Annotated in this window: 10 protein-coding genes and 1 pseudogene; 5 read left to right on the top strand and 6 right to left on the bottom strand. The window is 67.2% G+C overall.

Going from position 1 to position 18855, the window contains the following annotated elements; translation table 11 throughout:
* Positions 1 to 106: 106 nt before the first annotated feature.
* Positions 107 to 1552, bottom strand: a complete 1446-nt coding sequence (locus ABZT17_RS41980; protein WP_356357443.1) for an MFS transporter — start codon at positions 1550 to 1552, stop codon at positions 107 to 109.
* A 96-nt stretch (positions 1553 to 1648) separates the two neighbouring features.
* On the opposite strand from ABZT17_RS41980, the gene dusB reads away from it, so the two are divergent.
* Positions 1649 to 2791, top strand: coding sequence for a tRNA dihydrouridine synthase DusB (gene dusB / locus ABZT17_RS41975; RefSeq protein WP_356357442.1), 1143 nt, complete (start codon positions 1649 to 1651; stop codon positions 2789 to 2791).
* Positions 2792 to 3202: 411 nt separating this feature from the next.
* Here the strand turns inward: dusB and ABZT17_RS41970 are convergent, their stop codons facing one another.
* The 3 genes from ABZT17_RS41970 to ABZT17_RS41960 all read right to left on the bottom strand — a co-directional run bounded on the left by ABZT17_RS41970 (position 3203) and on the right by ABZT17_RS41960 (position 8708).
* Complete coding sequence (locus ABZT17_RS41970; RefSeq protein WP_356357441.1) at positions 3203 to 4969, bottom strand: CDP-alcohol phosphatidyltransferase; 1767 nt, start codon at positions 4967 to 4969, stop codon at positions 3203 to 3205.
* 173 nt (positions 4970 to 5142) lie between these two features.
* A complete protein-coding gene (locus ABZT17_RS41965) occupies positions 5143 to 7089 on the bottom strand; it encodes a glycogen debranching N-terminal domain-containing protein (protein WP_356357440.1) in 1947 nt (648 codons plus the stop codon).
* Positions 7086 to 8708 carry a hypothetical protein gene (locus ABZT17_RS41960; RefSeq protein ID WP_356357439.1) on the bottom strand — a complete coding sequence of 541 codons (1623 nt, stop codon included), beginning with the start codon at positions 8706 to 8708 and terminating at the stop codon, positions 7086 to 7088. The genes ABZT17_RS41965 and ABZT17_RS41960 overlap by 4 nt, the downstream gene beginning before the upstream one ends.
* Before the next feature lie 120 nt (positions 8709 to 8828).
* Between ABZT17_RS41960 and ABZT17_RS41955 the strand changes: the two genes are divergently transcribed.
* On the top strand, positions 8829 to 10025 hold the full coding sequence (locus ABZT17_RS41955) for an ROK family protein (RefSeq protein ID WP_356357438.1): 1197 nt from the start codon (positions 8829 to 8831) through the stop codon (positions 10023 to 10025).
* A gap of 419 nt (positions 10026 to 10444) precedes the next feature.
* Positions 10445 to 13165 (top strand): pyruvate, phosphate dikinase, encoded by a 2721-nt coding sequence (gene ppdK, locus ABZT17_RS41950; RefSeq protein ID WP_356357437.1) that lies wholly within the window; start codon positions 10445 to 10447, stop codon positions 13163 to 13165.
* A 239-nt stretch (positions 13166 to 13404) separates the two neighbouring features.
* Here ppdK and ABZT17_RS41945 read toward each other — a convergent pair.
* Positions 13405 to 14648 (bottom strand): annotated as a pseudogene (locus tag ABZT17_RS41945) (IS110 family transposase).
* Positions 14649 to 15687: 1039 nt separating this feature from the next.
* Between ABZT17_RS41945 and ABZT17_RS41940 the strand changes: the two are divergent.
* Together ABZT17_RS41940 and ABZT17_RS41935 are read left to right on the top strand one after the other, a co-directional pair.
* Entirely contained in the window at positions 15688 to 16830 is a 1143-nt protein-coding gene (locus ABZT17_RS41940; RefSeq protein WP_356357436.1) for a DUF262 domain-containing protein, read from the top strand.
* A gap of 7 nt (positions 16831 to 16837) precedes the next feature.
* A complete protein-coding gene (locus ABZT17_RS41935) occupies positions 16838 to 17560 on the top strand; it encodes a HEPN domain-containing protein (RefSeq protein WP_356357435.1) in 723 nt (240 codons plus the stop codon).
* A gap of 157 nt (positions 17561 to 17717) precedes the next feature.
* Here ABZT17_RS41935 and ABZT17_RS41930 read toward each other — a convergent pair whose 3' ends face one another.
* Positions 17718 to 18704: a hypothetical protein gene (locus tag ABZT17_RS41930; RefSeq protein WP_356357434.1), complete on the bottom strand. Its 987-nt coding sequence runs from the start codon at positions 18702 to 18704 to the stop codon at positions 17718 to 17720.
* Positions 18705 to 18855: the final 151 nt, after the last annotated feature.

Genomic DNA, 18855 nt, shown 5'->3' with positions numbered 1-18855 from the left:
CCACTCCACAGCACCCCCGACAAGCCCGCACCCGCCCCCCCCCCCCCAGCCCCCCCGCCCCCCCCGCCCGCCGCGCCCCGCCCCCCCCGCCCCGCCCCCCCAAAGGCTAGGCAGTCACGCCCGTGGGGCGGCGGGTTTCCGGGGACTCCAGTTTCTCGGCCGTGCGTTCCGCGGTCTCCCGCGCCCATCGCCCGGTCGTCAGCGCCCCCAGGGCGAACACCGCGACACCGCACCCCACGAGAACCCACCAGCCGGGGACGGACGCGGACACGAACGCCTTCTCGTACGACGACGCCCCGAGCCCCGACGCCAGCGCCGCGCCGACCACGGCCACGCCCAGGGTCGAGCCGAGCTGACGGCTCGTGGAGGCGACGGCCGCCGCGACCCCCGCCTGGGCGCGGGGCATTCCGGAGACCGCCGTGTTGGTGATCGGCGCGTTCACGAACCCGAACCCGACGCCGAACAAGACGTAGCCGAGGAACAGGCTCACATTGGACGTCTCGGCGTCGAACGCGGCGAACAGCACCGCGCTCACCGTCATCGCCGCCCCTGCCACCAGCAGCGAGAGACGGGGCCCCCGGCTGCCGACCAGCCGCCCGGACAACGGCGCGCACAGGAACATCGGCACCGCCATCGGCAGCATCCACAGACCGGCGTGCAGCGCGTCGTACCCCCGCACGTTCTGCAGATACAGCGTCGACAGGAACAGGAACCCGCCCAGCGACGCGAACGCCGCGATCGCGATCACCGTCGCCCCGCTGAACGGCACCGACCGGAAAAACCGCAGGTCGATGAGGGGTTCGGAGCGGCGGGGCTCGTACCGGAGAAGGGCGGCCAGCGCCACCGCCGCGATCACCGCGAACGGCAGGATCGTGGTCGGGCCGGAGGACGGTGCCTCGATGATCGAGTACGTCAGTGAGCCGAACAGCGCGATGACCAGGATCTGTCCGACCGGGTCGGGGCGGCGGGCCTTGGGGGCGCGCGACTCCGGCACGAAGCGCAGGGTCAGCAGCAGGGCGGCGAGGGCCACCGGCAGGTTGACCCAGAAGATCGAGCGCCAGCCGATGGACTCGACCAGCAGGCCGCCGGCCAAGGGGCCGGCCGCCATGGAGATGCCGACCACCCCGCCCCACACCCCTATCGCCCGCGCCCGTTCCCTCGGGTCCGTGAACGTGTTGGTGATGATCGACATCGCGACCGGGTTGAGCATCGAGCCGCCCACCGCCTGGATCATGCGGAAGGCGATGAGGGAGTCGAGGTTCGGGGCCAGGGAGCACAGCAGTGAGCCGACGCCGAACAGGATCAGGCCGGTGAGGAAGACCTTCTTGCGGCCGATCCGGTCGGCGGTGGAACCGGCCAGCATCAGCAGCGAGGCCAGCACCAGTGTGTACGCGTCGATCGTCCACTGCAGGCCGGAAGTCGTCGCGTGCAGATCGCGCTGCATGTCGGGCAGGGCGACGTTCAGGGCGGTGACGTCGAGACTCACGATCAGCAGGCTCATGCAGCAGATCGCGAGAACGAGGAGGCGTCGGCGATGGCTGAGCTCGGGCATGGGTTTCACTGTACGCCGATTTCGATAGTGCGTCTAACTAATAGTGCGCCTAACTAATGGGCGGTGATCTTTTGGGGATGCGGGACAATGGGGCCCATGTCCACGCCCTTGTCCTCCCTGCAGATCGGTCCCCATCGCGTCGAGCCGCCCGTCGTGCTCGCTCCCATGGCCGGGATCACCAACGCGCCCTTTCGGACCCTGTGCCGTGAGTTCAGCGGGGGCAAGGGGCTGTTCGTCAGCGAGATGATCACCACTCGGGCGCTGGTCGAGCGCAACGAGAAGACCATGCACCTCATCCGGTTCGACGAGACCGAGCGGCCTCGGTCGATCCAGCTGTACGGCGTCGATCCGGCGACCGTCGGCAAGGCCGTCCGCATGATCGCGGAGGAGGGGCTGGCCGACCACATCGACCTGAACTTCGGGTGCCCGGTGCCGAAGGTCACCAGGAAGGGCGGCGGCTCCGCGCTCCCCTACAAGCGCCCGCTGCTCCGGGCCATCCTGCGCGAGGCGGTGTCGGGGGCCGGGGATCTGCCCGTCACGATGAAGATGCGCAAGGGCATCGACGACGACCACATCACGTTTCTCGACGCGGGGCGGATCGCGGTGGAGGAGGGGGTCACGGCGATCGCGTTGCACGGTCGTACGGCCGCTCAGCACTACGGCGGGACGGCCGACTGGGACGCCATCGCGCGGCTCAAGGAGCATGTGCCGGAGATTCCGGTGCTGGGCAACGGGGACATCTGGTCGGCGGAGGACGCGCTGCGGATGGTGCGGGAGACCGGGTGCGACGGGGTTGTCGTGGGGCGGGGGTGTCTGGGGCGGCCGTGGTTGTTCGCCGACCTGGTGGCGGCCTTCGAAGGGCGTACGGCGTTCGCGCGGCCGTCGCTGCGGGAGGTCGCGGACGTCATGGTGCGGCATGCGACGCTGCTCGGTGAGTGGATCGGCGACGAGTCGCGGGGTGTCATCGACTTCCGCAAGCATGTCGCCTGGTATCTCAAGGGCTTCGCGGTCGGTTCCGAGATGCGCAAGCGGCTCGCGATCACGTCTTCGCTGGCGGAACTGCGGGACGGGCTGGACGAGTTGGATCTGGACCAGGCTTGGCCGGTGGGTGCGGCGGACGGGCCGCGGGGGCGTACGTCGGGGAACAACCGGGTTGTGCTGCCGGATGGTTGGCTGAAGGATCCGTACGACTGCTCGGGGGTCGGGGAAGAGGCTGAGCTGGACACGTCGGGGGGCTGAGGTCTCGATGCCTGCGGCGCCGGTGCGGGTGGGGTGGGGGCGGGCGTAGCGCCAACGGTGTGTGGTGGGTCGGGGCCGGGACGGGGGGTGTCCGTCCTCGGTCGGGCGCCACTGCCTGCTGGAGACGGCACCGGTGCCGGACGCCCGCCGCTGCGGGCGGACACCCCCCGTCCCGTCCCCTTACCGCCGTACGCGCCTACACGACGCCCAAGGCCCGCCTGGCCTTCTGTCCGAGGGCGCCTGCCCGCCCTGCCTTTCAGGGGCGCAGGACCGACGGCCCATGTCAACGCCGGGCGCCGGCACGCCTTTCAGGGGCGCGGGGCTGTGTCGATCTGCGGCTTCGCCGCGGGGCGCGACCAGCCCCCACGGCGCCGCACCCGCGATGCGACCTTCTCGGCGACCCGGTAGGGGTCAGTCCTTCTTCGGGTGGGGGGTGGAGCCGTAGGCCGTCAGGAACTTGTCGCGGAAGGCGCTCATCTTCCAGACCGGGGCGTTGTGTGCGGGGCGCAGGCCGTCGGTCCAGCCCCAGTCGGAGATCTTGTCCAGGACCTTCGGGTCCTTGGCCACGATGGAGATCGGGACGTCCCGGCTGGCGTGGTTGCCGCTCACCCGGGCGATGGGCTGGTGGTCGCCGAGGAAGACCAGGACGGTGTTGTCGTTGCCGTAGCGCTCCAGCCACTCGGTGAGGGCTGTCACGGAGTACTGGACGGACTTGCCGTACTCGGCCTGGGACTTGGGGGAGCTGGTGATGATGTCCGCCGGCTTCTTGCCGGCGTCGTGGATGGACTTGAAGATCGAGCCGTCGCCCAGGTCGTTCCAGGGGACCATCTTCGGGATCGGCGCCCAGGGCTGGTGGCTGGAGGTCAGGATGACCAGGGACATCAGCGGCTTGCTGCGCTTCTTGCTGTGCTCGAGGGTCTGGAACTGTTGCAGGGCGTACTGGTCCGGCATGGTGGACCAGCTGAACTTCGGGCCCTTGTAGCCCATCTGGAAGGCGTTGCGGTAGGAGGAGAGGCCGTAGAACTTCGACTCCGGCCACGCCTTCTGGACGCCCGGCATGATGCCCACGGTGTCCCAGGCGCCCGACTTCGCGAAGGCCCCGGTGAGGCTGAGGTGGTCGCTCGCCATGACGGTGCGGTAGCGCTGCTGGTTGTCGATCCACAGGCCCGACATGGTGGTGGAGTGGCCCAGCCAGCTGCTGCCGCCGTAGGTCGCGGAGGTGAGCCAGCCGCTCTTGGCGTGGAAGCCCGCCTTCGCCAGGGCCTCGGTGCGGGCGTCGAGCGTCGCGTCGACGCCGGGGGCCTCCACCGGGTCCTCGATCGCGCTGCGGCCGTAGCTCTCGATGAAGGTGAAGATCATGTCCTTGCCGCGGAGGTCCGGGACCAGCTGGCTGGGTGGCGTGTTGCCGAACTTGTCCACCTTGGCGATCTTCTGGAAGTCCGCCTCGTCCTTGAGGGTCTGCCGCACGCCCTTCGCCTGCAGTACGACGGCCCCGGCCGCGCGGTCGGACGCCAGTGGCACGCCGGCCATCTGCAGGCTGAGGGCCGAGCACAGGACCCAGACGACCGCCGCGGCCAGGGTGCCCCGGGTGGCGATCTGTTTGTTGCCGGCGAGCAGGTTGCTGAGGCGGACCATCGCCAGCGCCATCACGGCGAGCAGGAGGACGACCAGGACGACGGCTCCGATCGTCGCCGCCGTGGCCACGGTCGCGCCCATCGAGTCCTTCACGTACGACTGCGCGTCCGGCAGCAGCTCCCAGTCCAGCACCGGGTTGAAGTGCCGGCCCAGGTACTCCCAGAAACCCATGTCCAGGAGGTTCAGGATCGTGAGCGCGCCGAGTGCCGCGCCGGACACGGCCGCCACCGCCAGCCGTGGCCTGCGGGGCAGTGTGAGGGCGACGGCCGCCCCCAGGAGGGCCTCCACGGGTATCCGCGCGAACGTCCGCAGGTGCAGCGCGCTCTCCTTGTTCGGCAGCAGGAGGGCGCCGAGGACGAGCACCGCCGCGAGGACCGTGACGGTCCAGCGCACGCCGCGTACCACCGCCGGGTGTCCCGCCCGCCAGTCGGCGAACCGCGTGCGCAGGGTCACCCTGGCCGCCGGCTCGACCTCGGGGGACGTGCCCTCTGTGGCGGTCTCAGTGGTGTCCGGCTGCTGACGAAGGCGCGTGAAGACAGGCACCCGAAGGTCCTTCCGTAGCGTACGAGGCCCGTGGCGGGAGGAGATGGCGGGCAACCGTGCGTCTGGGGAGGCATGGGGCCCGCCGACATCACGTACGGCGGGCCCGGGAGGCCTGTTCACATCACCGGGCAAACACCCGGCAAACGGCTCGTCAACGCCCTGAGCGTGGGTTCTCAGGCGCCTCCGACCGCCGTCAGCAGTGCGAGAGGCGCCGCCGCGGAGCGTGACTCCCGTACGCACGCATGCGGATACGGCACCGGCTCGGCATGGGTGTCGCGCCCGTACCCGGCGATCACCTCCGGCAGCCGGTGGCCGGTGGCCGTCGCCGCGTCCACCAGCGCGTGGGCGACCGTCCGGGCCTCGTCGTGCAGGCCGTAGCGCGCCAGGCCCAAGGTGATCAGCGCGTTGTCATGGGGCCAGACCGAGCCCCGGTGGTACGACAGCGGGTGATACGCGGCCTGGCCCGCCGCCAGTGTGCGGACGCCCCAGCCGGAGAAGAAGTCCGGTTCCAGCAGGCGTCGGCCCACCACCTCGCCGTACTCCTTGTCGAGCAGGCCCGACCAGAGGAGATGGCCGGCGTCGGACGCCAGCGCGTTCACCTGGCGGCCGTCCCCGTCGAGGGCGAGCGCGGGGAAGGACCTGTCCCGCATCCAGAAGTCCCGCTGGAAGCGGTCACGGAGGTCGGCGGCCGCCTGTTCGAGGAGCGCGGCGTATGTCTCGTCCTCCCAGACGGTGCGAGCCACCCATGCCGTGCGGCGGAGGGCGTCGTAGGCGTAGCCCTGGGCGCCCGCCGCCGTCACGGGGCCCGTGGCGCGGGTGCCGTCCGCGTGGCAGATCGCGCCGGGGGAGTCCTTCCAGTTCTGGTTGGCGAGGCCGCCCTGGTCGGCGCGGTAGACCAGATAGCCGCGGGAGGTGAGACCGCCGTGGTCGAGCATCCAGCCGACGGCCGCGCGTGCGTGGGGTTCCAGACGGCGGGCGAGAGCGGCGTCGCCGGTCTGCTCGACGTATGCGCCGAGGACGACCAGGAACAGGGGTGTCGCGTCCACCGAGCCGTAGTAGCGGCCGTACGGGACCTGCTTGAAGTGCGCCAGTTCGCCGTGGCGGACCTCGTGCACGATCTTGCCGGGCTGGGCGACCGAGTCCACGCCGGTCTCGGTCGCCTGGGTGGCGGCGAGGGCGGGGAGGGTGGCCGCGGCCAGCTGTGGACGGTAGGGGAGGGTGAAGAGGGAGGTGAGGAGGGCGTCACGGCCCAGCAGGGTGAGGAACCAGGGGGCTCCCGCCGCGGGGACGCGCAGTTCCTCGCCGTCCGGGCCTGTCGCGGGCACCTGGAGGGACGCCAGGTCCGCGAGGCCCCGGGCGCAGGACGCGGCCAGTTCGGGCCAGCCCGTCGGGAAGGAGACTCCCTCCACGAACTCACCCTCCAGGGCGAGGAGTTGTTCGTTGACCGAGGCCGGGGAAGCGGGTACCCGCAGTGCTCGTCTGTCTCCGTGCGGGCGGGCCATCACACGCAGCGTCAGCTCCGCCGTGCCGTGCGGCTCCAGGTCAAGGGTCCATACGAGGCGCCGGGCGCCGGTGCCGGTCTCCTCGACGCCGTCGGGGGCCGGGTCCGCCGTGACCGTCGTACAGGAGCGCCATTCGCCGCGGCTGTAGGTGAACTCCACTCCGTCGTCCAGGACCTGGCGGGAGCGGGTCGCGCCGATCTTGGTGTAGGTGCGGTGGTCCGAGCGGAGTTCGAACTGGTCGGTGAAGTCGGCGTCCGCGGTGACCGCCAGGCGGACGGTGGTCGGGGCCGGGCGGTTGCTGGTGACGCGCAGTGACTCTATGAACGCGCCGTCCCCGACCGCCTGTTCGCGGAAGATCGTGCAGGCGGGGGGCTCCTGGCGGCCGCCGCGCGGGACGAGGACACAGCGTGCCGTGTCTCCGTCGGCGACCGGGGCGAGGGGCTCCGGTACCGCGCCGTCCACCGTCAGCTGCCAGCGGCTCAGGTGCCGGGCGTCGCGTACGAATAACCCGTCCGGGGAGCCGGTCCCCCGGGCTCCGCTGACACCGCTGATGTCCCCGCCGTCGCCCACGGCCGCGAACGTCCCGCCGTGCACGAGCAGATGATGCCGGTCGCTCATCCCCGGTTCCCTCCCCTGAATTCCTCGTTGCTCATCTCGTCGAACGTGTCGATGCCGGTGCAGGACACGTGGTCTGTAGGGCGCGAATGGAGCAGATCCAGCGCGAGCGCGGCCGTCCAGCTGAAGCCGAGTGCTCCGCAGGGCTCCTGGGTGTACGGGTCGACGTACTCCGCGAAGCCGGAGGTGTCGGCGGCTTCGAGGATCGACTCGCGCAGGGTGTTCGCCGCCTGGTGTTCGCCGTGTGTGCGCAGACCGCTCTCCACGAGCCAGCCGGTGTTGAACCAGGCCGGGCCGCGCCAGTAGCGGTGCGGGTCGAAGGCCTCGCCCCGGAGGTCGTAGCTGGGAGGGAGGCGGGTGGTGTCGCCGAGGCCGAAGTGGGGGCCGCGGGCGGTGCGCAGGAGGGCTGAGACGACCTCGCGGGGGAGGGTGGGCAGCAGGAGCGGGATCAGGCCGGAGACGCTCAGCTCGGGGATGAGGGCGCCGGCGGGAGAGCGGTGCTCTGCGGAGTGAGCGGTGCTCCCTGCGTGGGCGTCGGCGTGGGCTTCGGGGGCGGCAGGGGAGCGGTGCTCTCTGGCGAGAGCGGTGCTCTCGGTGCGGGCGTCGCCGGAAGAGCGGTGCTCTCCCGGGTGAGCGGTGCTCTCGCTCGGCGCTGGGCCGGACTCGGCCCGGAGGTCCCGGCACAGGAACAGGCCGGTCCTCGGGTCCCACAGTCGCTCCACCAGGGCTGTCGTGAGGCGTTCCGCACGGGCGTGGCGGGCCGTTCCCGTCGCTCCCAGCTCGTGGGCGATCCGGGCCAGGGCGTGTTCGGAGGCGATGAGGAGGGCGTTGAAGGCCGGGTCCTCGACCGCGAACTCGGACCGGCCGTCCGCGTAACCGCCGTCGCGGTAGTCCGCCGCCAGCCGTACGTAACGCCCGTAGTCCAGGTCCGTGGGCCTGTCCTCGGCCGCTCCGTGGTCCAGGTCGGCCCGGCGGAAGGAGCGGGCGGGGGCGGGGGTGACGCGGCTGAGCGGGGCGTCCCAGCAGGGGCTGTTGTCCATGCCCTGCTCCCACGGGTGGACGACCGAGGCGAGGCCGCCTCCGCCCAGGTCACGGCGGTGCAGGAGATAGCGGTGCCAGGACGCCAGGCGGGGGTACACCCGGGAGAGGAAGCCACGCGCGCGGGAGAGCCCCGGGTCGGCGCAGTGCACCAGCCAGGCCGCGAGCGCGTGCACCGGTGGCTGCACGATGCCCGAGGTCTGTACGGTGCGCGGGGCGCCCGCAGCGCGCCCCGCGGTCGAGGAGCGCCAGAAGTCGGGGCTCGGGAAGTAGGCGTCGAGGGGCACGGAGGGGTTGAAGACGATGTGCGGCACGCGCCCGTCGTCCCACTGGGCGGCCAGCAGGGTCTCCAGCTCCGTCTGGGCCCGTAACGGCGACAGATGGCGCAGGCCGATCGCGATGAACGCCGAGTCCCAGGACCACTGGTGCGGGTACAGGCTGCGCGAGGGGACCGTCGAGGAGCCCGTCCAGTTGTCCTCCAGCACGCGCACGGCCCTGACGTGCAGCGAATCCGGCGCGGGTGGCGGATCGTATGCAATGGGGTGCTCGTCGGCACGGCTGGTCAGCTGGGCGGTGCGATCCACTCGGGGCTCCCCGAAAGAGGTGCGGTCGACCGGTTCGGTCGGGGCCATCGTAGAGTTACGTCTATTTAACACGCAAAACTCAATATGTAATGCAGGCTTGAGAAGCACAAGGGGGTGCGCATGACGGGACGCGGCCAGGCGAGCGCCGGCGATCTGCTCGAATTGGTACGAAGTGGACGCGCGACCACGCGCGGAGCCCTTCAGCAGGTCACCGGTCTGTCCCGCGCCACCGTCGGCCAGCGCCTCGACCGTCTCTTCCGTGCGGGGTGGTTGCGGGAAGGAGCGGGTGGTCCGGTCGACTCACCGCTGGGCGGCCGGCCCTCGATCACCCTGGAGTTCGACGACGAGCACGCCGTCGTACTGGCCGCCGACCTCGACACCCGGCATGCGCGCGCCGCTGTCCTCACCCTGACCGGCGAACTGCTCGCCGAGCGCTCCGGGACGCTCCTCATCGAGGACGGGCCCGATGCCGTACTGGGGGAACTCGGCGGCTGGTTCGCCGAATTGCTGGAGAAGACCGGGCGGGCGGCCGGGAGCGTGTGCGGGATCGGGCTCGCCGTGCCGGGGCCCGTCGACAGGGAGACCGGGCGGGTCGTGCAGCCGCCGATCATGCCGGGCTGGGACGGATATGACATAAGAGGCCGCCTCCGACGGGCCTTCGTCGAGCGCGCGGGCGGTGCGCCCGTGCCGGTGCTCGTCGACAACGACGCGAACCTGATGGCGTACGGCGAGCAGCGGACCGGGTATGCCGACTGCTCGGCGTTCGTGCTGGTGAAGGTCTCGACCGGTATCGGTGCGGGGGTCGTGGTCGACGGGGCGATCTTCCGCGGGATCGACGGGGGCGCCGGCGACATCGGCCACATCCGGGTGGGTGCCGAGGCCCTGTGCCGGTGCGGGTCCTACGGGTGTCTCGCGGCCGTCGCGAGCGGTGGTGCCGTGGCGCGGCGGCTGGTGGAGGCGGGTGTGCCCGCGGCGTCCGGGTCGGATGTGCGGGATCTGCTGGCGGCCGGCCATCCGGAGGCCGTCGGGCTCGCGCGGGAGGCCGGGCGGCTGGTGGGGGACGTGCTGGCCACCGTCGTGACCCTGCTCAACCCGGGTGTGCTGATGATCGCGGGGGATCTGGCCGGAACTCCCTTCCTCACGGGGGTGCGTGAGCTGCTGTACCAGCGGGCCCTGCCCCGCTCCACCGCTCATCTGGACGTGGTCACCTCGCGGCTCGGGGAGCGGGCGGGGCTGGTGGGAGCCGGGGCGCTGGTCGTGGAGTACCTGTACGCGCCGGAGCGGGTGGAGGAACGGCTGCTGGCGATGGGCGTGTGACGCCCGTGTTTCGGTTCGCGGCACCGTCTCGGCGCCCGTCCGCATGGTGAAATCCGGTCCTCTGTGGCAGCGTGATTCTCGCCACCCTTGATAAGGGTTGCGCTCAGATGAGCGGATCTTGAGCGGCTGCACTTCTGAAAGGGGTGGCACTCGGTGCCACCCCTTGATCGTTCATCGATCGAAAACAGATGTCGCCATGCAACGCTCATTTGAGCGAGAAACCGCACCTGTGGGCAGGGGTGTCTTCAAGAAATGAAAACATAAGCGGTTGGTTGCTTGCCGAGCTTTGACTTTCGATCCTCTGGCGGACGACTGGTTACGAGCGCATGTCGCATGAGTGGACGTACCCAGACGCCTTCGATCTGGGTATGTTCCTCGCCGTCAGGGCAGCCACCGCGTCCTCGAGGGAGTCGAGACCCGTGTCGGAAAACAAAGAACCCCATGGAGCGAAGCTCGTTTACGACTTCACCGAGGGAAACAAGGACCTCAAGGACCTCCTCGGTGGCAAGGGCGCCAATCTCGCCGAGATGACCAACCTGGGACTCCCCGTTCCCCCTGGCTTCACGATCACGACGGAAGCCTGCAAGGTCTACCTCGACAGCGGCGAGGAGCCGGCGGCACTGCGTGACGAGGTGAGTGCGCACCTCGACGCGCTGGAGCAGCGGATGGGGAAGAAGCTCGGCCAGGCCGACAACCCCCTTCTGGTGTCCGTCCGTTCCGGTGCCAAGTTCTCCATGCCGGGCATGATGGACACGGTCCTGAACATCGGGCTCTCCGACAAGTCGGTGAAGGGTCTCGCCGACCAGGCCGGCGACGAGCGGTTCGCGTGGGACTCGTACCGCCGTCTCATCCAGATGTTCGGCAAGACGGTCCTCGGTGTCGACGGCGAGCTCTTCGAGGACGCCCTCGACCACGCCAAGGAGACCAAGAAGGTCACCGTCGACACCGAACTGGACGCCGCCGACCTGAAGAAACTGGTCACCGCCTTCAAGAAGATCGTCAAGAAGGAGGCCGGGCGGGACTTCCCGCAGGACCCGCGGGAGCAGATGGACCTCGCCATCAAGGCGGTCTTCGACTCCTGGAACGGCGACCGGGCGAAGCTGTACCGCCGTCAGGAGCGCATCCCGCACGACCTCGGTACGGCCGTGAACGTCTGCTCGATGGTCTTCGGCAACCTCGGCCCCGACTCCGGCACCGGCGTCGCCTTCACCCGCGACCCCGCCTCCGGACACCAGGGCGTCTACGGCGACTACCTGCAGAACGCGCAGGGCGAGGACGTCGTCGCCGGTATCCGCAACACCGTGCCGCTCGCGGAGCTGGAGCAGATCGACAAGAAGTCGTACGACCAGCTGATGCAGATCATGGAGACCCTGGAGAACCACTACAAGGATCTCTGCGACATCGAGTTCACCATCGAGCGCGGGCAGCTGTGGATGCTGCAGACCCGTGTCGGCAAGCGGACGGCCGGCGCGGCCTTCCGGATCGCCACCCAGCTGGTGGACCAGGGGCTCATCGACGAGGCCGAGGCCCTCCAGCGGGTCACCGGTGCGCAGCTCGCCCAGCTGATGTTCCCGCGCTTCGACGAGCACGCGAAGGTCGAGCAGGTCGGGCGCGGTATCGCCGCCTCGCCGGGCGCGGCCGTGGGCAAGGCCGTCTTCGACTCGTACACCGCCGTGAAGTGGTCGCGGTCCGGCGAGAAGGTCATCCTCGTCCGCCGGGAGACCAACCCCGACGACCTGGACGGCATGATCGCGGCCGAGGGCATCCTGACCTCGCGCGGCGGCAAGACCTCCCACGCGGCCGTCGTGGCGCGTGGCATGGGCAAGACCTGTGTGTGCGGCGCCGAGGAGCTGGAGGTCGACACCAAGCGGCGCCGGATGACGGTGCCGGGCGGGCACGTCGTCGAGGAGGGCGACGTCATCTCCATCGACGGCTCCAGCGGCAAGGTCTACCTGGGCGAGGTCCCGGTGGTCCCCTCCCCGGTCGTGGAGTACTTCGAGGGCCGGATGCACGCCGGCGCCGACGACGCCGACGAGCTGGTCGAGGCCGTGCACCGGATCATCGGGTACGCCGACCGGATGCGCCGGCTGCGGGTGCGCGCCAACGCCGACAACGCCGAGGACGCGCTGCGCGCCCGCCGCTTCGGCGCCCAGGGCATCGGTCTGTGCCGTACCGAGCACATGTTCCTCGGAGACCGCCGCGAGCTGGTGGAACGCCTCATCCTGGCCGACACGGACGCCGAGCGCGAGGAGTCCCTGAAGGAGCTGCTCCCGCTGCAGAAGCAGGACTTCGTGGAGCTGTTCAAGGCGATGGACGGGCTGCCCGTCACCGTCCGCCTCCTCGACCCGCCGCTGCACGAGTTCCTGCCCGACATCACCGAGCTGTCGGTGCGGGTGGCGCTCGCGGAGTCCCGCAAGGACCCGCACGAGAACGAGCTGCGGCTGCTGCAGGCCGTCCACCGGCTGCACGAGCAGAACCCGATGCTGGGTCTGCGCGGTGTGCGCCTGGGGCTGGTCATCCCGGGCCTGTTCACCATGCAGGTACGGGCGATCGCCGAGGCCGCGGCCGAGCGCAAGAACGCCAAGGGCGACCCGCGCGCCGAGATCATGATCCCGCTCGTCGGCACGGTGCAGGAGCTGGAGATCGTCCGCGAGGAGGCCGACCAGGTCATCGCGGAGGTCGAGGCCGCCACCGGCACCCGGCTGAAGCTGGCGATCGGCACCATGATCGAGCTGCCGCGCGCCGCGCTGACCGCCGGCCAGATCGCGGAGGCCGCGGAGTTCTTCTCCTTCGGCACCAACGACCTGACCCAGACGGTGTGGGGCTTCTCCCGGGACGACGTGGAGGCCTCGTTCTTCACGGCCTACCTGGAGAAGGGCATCTTCGGAGTGTCGCCCTTCGAGACGATCGACCGCGACGGCGTCGGCTCGCTCGTCCGGGCGGCGGCGAAGGCCGGCCGTGAGACCCGCCCCGACCTGAAGCTCGGCGTCTGCGGCGAACACGGCGGTGACCCCGAGTCGGTCCACTTCTTCCACGAGGTGGGTCTGGACTACGTCTCCTGCTCGCCGTTCCGGATCCCCGTGGCCCGTCTGGAGGCGGGACGCGCGGCCATCCAGTCCGCGGGCAGCGACCACCGCTGACCGATCCCGGACCCCGGAGCCGCCGCCCGTCCCCGACCCTCAACACCGATGGGCGGCGGCTCCGGACCACGAAAGAGAAGGGACGGCACCTTGTGCGGAGGTGCCGTCCCTTCGGGCATGGTCTGGGGAGACTGTCAAGCCAAGTCTCTGACGCGTAAATAGCACCAGGTCAGGGTGGGTGTGGGCAGGTCTGAGTGCCCGGTGGCCGTGGTGGTCGCCGGTGTCCTGGCTCTGGCCGGTCAGGCCGCGCCTTCCAGCGGGTTGAGGGTGACGGTGTAGCCGAGCTGGTTGAGCGCGTTGATCGCGCGGCGGGTGGCGCGTTCGGGGTCGCGCTGGGTGAAGTAGGTGCCGCCGAGTTCGTGGTAGGCGACGCTGTCGGTGAGCATGTGCCAGATCGCGGTGATGATCGAGTGTTCGACGGCGACCAGGGCTCTGAGCGGGCCGCGACGGGCGGTGAGCCGCTTGTAACGGGCCTGCAGGTAGGTGTCTTTGGTTCGCACCGCGCCGAAGGCGGCCAGTCCGAGGGCGCCTTTGAGATACGGGTTGCCGGGGCGGACCTTGGCGCTCTTGGTGCGGCCGGCGGACTCGTGGTGGCCGGGGCAGACTCCGGCCCAGGACGCGAGGTGCCTGGCAGTGGCGAATCGGCTCATGTCGCCGCCGGTCTCCGCGATGATCACCTCGCCGACGGCCCGGTTGATTCCGGGGATGGTGTCGAGGAGGTCGAGTGCGGGGCGAAAGGGGGTCATCGCTTCCTCGATCCGTTCGTCCAACTGCTGGATCGCGCTGGTGAGCTGGTCGTAGTGGTCCAGATGCAGCCGGGTCAGGAACGCGTGGTGGGCGCGGAAGCGTCCGGTCAGTGCCTCGGTGAGCTCGGGGATCTTGTTGCGGAGTTTGCGCCTGGCCAGCTCTGCGAGGGTCCGCGGGTCGCGTTCCCCACCGGTCAGCGCCTCCAGCATGGCCCGGCCGGAGACGCCCATGATGTCGGAGGCGACCGCGGAGAGTTTGATCCCGGTGTCTTCGAGGAGTTTCTCCAGGCGCTGGACGATGTGGCCGCGTTCGCGGGTCATCTGGGTGCGGGCGCGGGTCAGGTCCCGTAGCTCGCGCACTGGCTGGGGCGGCACGAACGAGGGGCGGACCAGGCCGTGCGCGCCGAGCTGGGCCAGCCAGGCCGCGTCCGAGCTTCGGTCTTGCGGCCGGGCAGGTTCTTGACCTGCCGCGCGTTGACCAGGATCACGTTCAACTCGTCGGCCAGCAGGTAGTAGAAGGGTTTCCAGTAGTCCGAGGTCGCTTCGATCACGACCAGGGTGACCTGGGCGGCGAGCAGGTGTTCGCGCAGGGCGAGCACCGCGTTCGTCGTCGATCCCCAGGTGGTGGTCTCGGTGGTGAAAGACCCCCGCCGCTTGGCGCTTGGGGTGCGGACGCACGCCTTGGCGTCCTTCTTGCTGATGTCCACACCGGCGCAGCGTTCGTGCAGCACGTCCACGTCCCGATCCCTCCCTTGCCAGGCGTCCGAGCAGTACGCCGTTCCGGGAGGGCCAAGGTGAATCAGGAATTCTGACGCACGTGCTCAGAGCAACACTCCACGGTTCCCGTGGACGGCCCCCAGTACCACGCTGACCTGCGAGCTCACCGGCATCACAGAGCTATCGGTTTCGGCCGGAACGAACCTCACCAGCGTCCCGGACCGACATCAGCCCCCGTCAGGGCAGACAGAAGCACCTTCGGCGCGCACCACAGGATTTACCACGCCCCCGGCGCGCACCGAAGGTGCGCTGCGTCGCTGACCAGGCAAATTGACGTTTGCTGGCGTTGGTTGCCGTTGAAGCCGCGCGAGGGTGTTGTGCCCTCGTTGTGCCCTCCGCTTGGTGGCCCTGCCCGCCCTGTGCAGTCAGTAGCGCTGGTATTGATCGGGTTCGTGGGTGGGGTACGGGGGCACCCTCTACCTCGCCGACGAGCTGCACGGTTGGGGCCATCGTTGGTCGTTGTTGGTGGTCGTGGGCCGCCCTCGGACGGCCCGTCGCGGCTCGTAGCGAACTGCGACCGTCTCTATACATCGGCTTGGGAAACCTGGGTCCTTTAGCGGTCACTGACGGCTTGACCTGTGGCGAACGGACTTTCCAGTGTTGGGCCTCATCCCACGGTGACCTACCCACAGTAGCTGCCGGGACACGTTTCGATATGGGTCGCCTGAACCTCAGCCGACGACAGTCAGTCACGATGGCGGGCACGCCCACGCCTTCGACCACGGCAAGGCGCGCCAGCCGCACCGTCGGCAGATCCGGGGCTTGGCCCCTCAAGGCTGGCGGCTGGAGCATACGACGGGACCAGCCCATCGCGGCCAGCCATGCGTAGCTACGTCAACCGATCAGCCGCGCGTCTCCCTGAATGCCGTTCCAGCCCCAGCCAAGCAATCAGGATGCGCAGGTTGTCGCCCTGGAAAGATGCGGTACTTCCACTGCACTATGGGACCTCATGCTCTATCATGTTGATCACTTTTAGTGAGACGTTGGGATATAGGGGAAATGGTGGAGCAGATCGAGTTCGATGCCAGCGACAAGCGGGATATCGAGGAAACCGAAGAACAGCTCGATACCGAGTACGAAGAAGATCCCGTTGGCTTTTGGGAGTCGAAGCAGCGAGACCTACTCACAAGTGTTCTTGACTACAACCTGCGCTCCCTCACTGACTTGGTAAAGAACAAGCAGATCGACCTCTCCCCTAACTATCAGCGACGAAACCGATGGAAGGATGATCGAAAATCTCAACTGATCGAGTCCTTCCTCATGAACGTGCCGATCCCAAATATCTTCTTGAACGAAGACGCCTACGGCCACTATTCGGTTATTGACGGAAAGCAGCGCCTGACCGCGATCAGTGATTTCCTTTTCGGGCGTTTTGCGCTTACTGGACTGCAGGTATTCGGGGAAGCTAATGGGCTAAGATTTGACGAACTGCCTACGACGCTGCAGACCATTTTGGAGACGCGCGCCAATTTGCGTGCAGTAATCATTCTCCGTCAATCCGACCCGGACATTAAGTATCAAGTTTTTCAGCGGCTGAACACAGGTGGAATTCGACTCAATCCTCAAGAGATCCGAAACAGCGCCTGGCCGGGTAAGTTGAATGACATGATCTTGGAGGAGTCGCTAACGAGTGAATTTCATAAGCTCTTGGGGATTCGAGACAAGAATCGCTCTGCCATTTATAGCGAGATGCGCGATGCCGAGTTTGTTTTGCGCTACCTCACCTTCCGCAACAACTGGGACACGTTCGCTGGCGGTATGGGGCGCAAGCTCGATAATTTCATGGCCGAGCATCATAACATGACTAGAGATGACGTCGAGGAGGCTCGCTCCTCTTTCCGGACTGCGGTGAGAAAAGCAAGGGCGGCTTTTGGAGAGAACGCATTTCAGCGCTGGTCCCCAGAGAAGCAATCTTGGCGTCGGCAAGTACTTGCCTCACTGTACGATGCTGAAATCTTTGCAGTTGGCCAGTTCACCGAGGAGAGCTTGCGTGAGCATAGCCCTGAAATTATCGAGGGTGTCCAATCACTTTTCTCGAACTCGAACTTCCGTCGTGCGGTGGACGCCGCGACCAACACCCCTAGCTATTTCCGTGATCGAATCACTATGATGCGGAACATGATCAGCGAAAAGGTTGGTTGATGTCGCGATGGGGGCGCTGGTAACGTTCGACGCTGGGGCGAAGGCTGTTCAAGCTCTGATTTCTCTCGAGTCCGTTTATCCGGACCCGCCCGACAATCTGGATCTGCCCAAAGTATCTGCGCTTCGAGGCGCTTGCACAGTGCTCACCATGGCATCCTTTGAGAAGTTCCTTAGGGATCTTTTCGAGGAAGAGCTGGATCGCGTCCGCACTGCGAAGATCCCGGCAAGCTCCCTTCCTAAGAAGTTGCAAGTCGAGGCCTCATTCGCTTCTCTCGAACTTGCCCTAAAAGGTGACTTCTCCAATAAGGGGATGGAGCGTGAGCTCCGGCTGGGAAATGTTCTGACGGCTGCAAAGCTTTTGGCTCGGGATAGTTTCGATCCGAAGGCTCTGGCTGCGACAAACAGTAACCCTGACTCCGCCTGCGTTAAGCGCATGTTTAAGGCGGTTGGCATCTCTGATGTTTTTCAGAAATGCAACCCTGAATTCACTACGCATTGGGGGCGCGCGGAGGTCTCTGGGTTTGAAAGTCAGAAACTTGACAGCATCCTGGATTCTAGGCATCAGGTGGCGCATACGGCGCAAGCGATGCATATATCAAGACCTGAGCTCAGCTACAATCTCCGATTCGTCGAGGTCCTTACTCGAGTGCTCCACGGGCAGTTGAGCCTCTATGTTGACAGAATTATTGCTGGCTCACAGAGCTCTCAGGTGGCTCCATCTACTCCTTGAGGAGACGATCTGCCGGGCCGAATATCCAGGCCGGTATTTTGCCCGGTCATGTTAGTTGCACAAATGTGCTATGAGTCGATTCGACCGACTGAAATGTGCAACTGCGTCCATTCGGCAAGAGATGCCTATTTCCATAGAATCGCCATGGCGTCCCAAGTCAGACGGGATCAGGATCCGTCAATTCTCGGCGTCGCCTACGGAGGTACTCTTCAGTTTCCATTCCTTCATGAGGCTCCGAGCCTTCTGTTATTAACCACTTTACCCATATCGGATATATGAGCTCTATGAAGTCATCAATTCCCCGCCGGTCTAGCTCGCTGGACGGAATTCTTCCGGATGCGACGACATCGGCCAGGAGGGCAGTGGCGCCGGAGCGGAGTCTTGCGGCCGCCACCATTAAGGCTACCGATACCACCAGTAGGGCCCACCACCACATACTGAAATCCATCGCCAACACCACTGTAAGGAAAAGAATCGGAATTGAGGTACCGGATCTGAAATCCGCCTCAGCTCGCCGTTTATCCCATTCCGACCAGATCACCTGCTCTGCGCCTATCAACGCCCCTGGCACTCTAGTCATTTCAGCGAGCAGATCCCTCCTGAGGGAATCCAGTTCAGTCGAAGAGCGCTCGCATGCCCAATACCACCATTGCTCATTCAAGTGGATGCGACTTCGCTGGAAGTGGTCTGGGTAGGATGGGCGCACGCTATCCTCGACAAGGCCCACGTAGGGAACAGTGGAGACTCGACTCAGCCAAGCGAGAATATCCCCCCGCAACCCTTCGTAAGATGCCCTGCCCGTCAACCCCCTGCTCAGCCTCCTTTTAACCTCCGGGTCACTCAGTAGGCGTTGTACCCAATAAATGGCCACACCTGTCAGCGATATTCTTAGCTCCTTTCCGGGGAATATTACTGATGATCGCCATCTCGGAAATTTATCTGTGCCGCGCACGATCAAGGCTCGCGCCGAGGATTCAAGTTGAACCGAAAGGATCCCGACTATATAGGCGGTGAAGGTGACCGCGGCCGCAGTAGCCACTGGGCCAGCCGAGACAGCGAGGCGGTGCACGTCACGGGGGAGGCCAGTGAGCTTATTGAGATCTGTGGGAATCCGGGAGCTTAGGGAGAAATAGGCGACGATCAACCAGATGTACCCAGCAGCGAGGGGGGCCCTCAAATCACGAAGTCCTGGGAGTAGGCTAGTACTCCAGCAGGATTTCGCTGTCTGACCTGGTCTTTTCGCCGGGTGGCGGGAGTGTAGCGGGACTTCGATCGTGCGGGGGCGGTCTCATGGA

The organism is Streptomyces sp. NPDC005648 (genome assembly GCF_040605395.1).
GTDB lineage: Bacteria > Actinomycetota > Actinomycetes > Streptomycetales > Streptomycetaceae > Streptomyces.
This window is presented reverse-complemented; position numbering and strand designations above follow the sequence as displayed.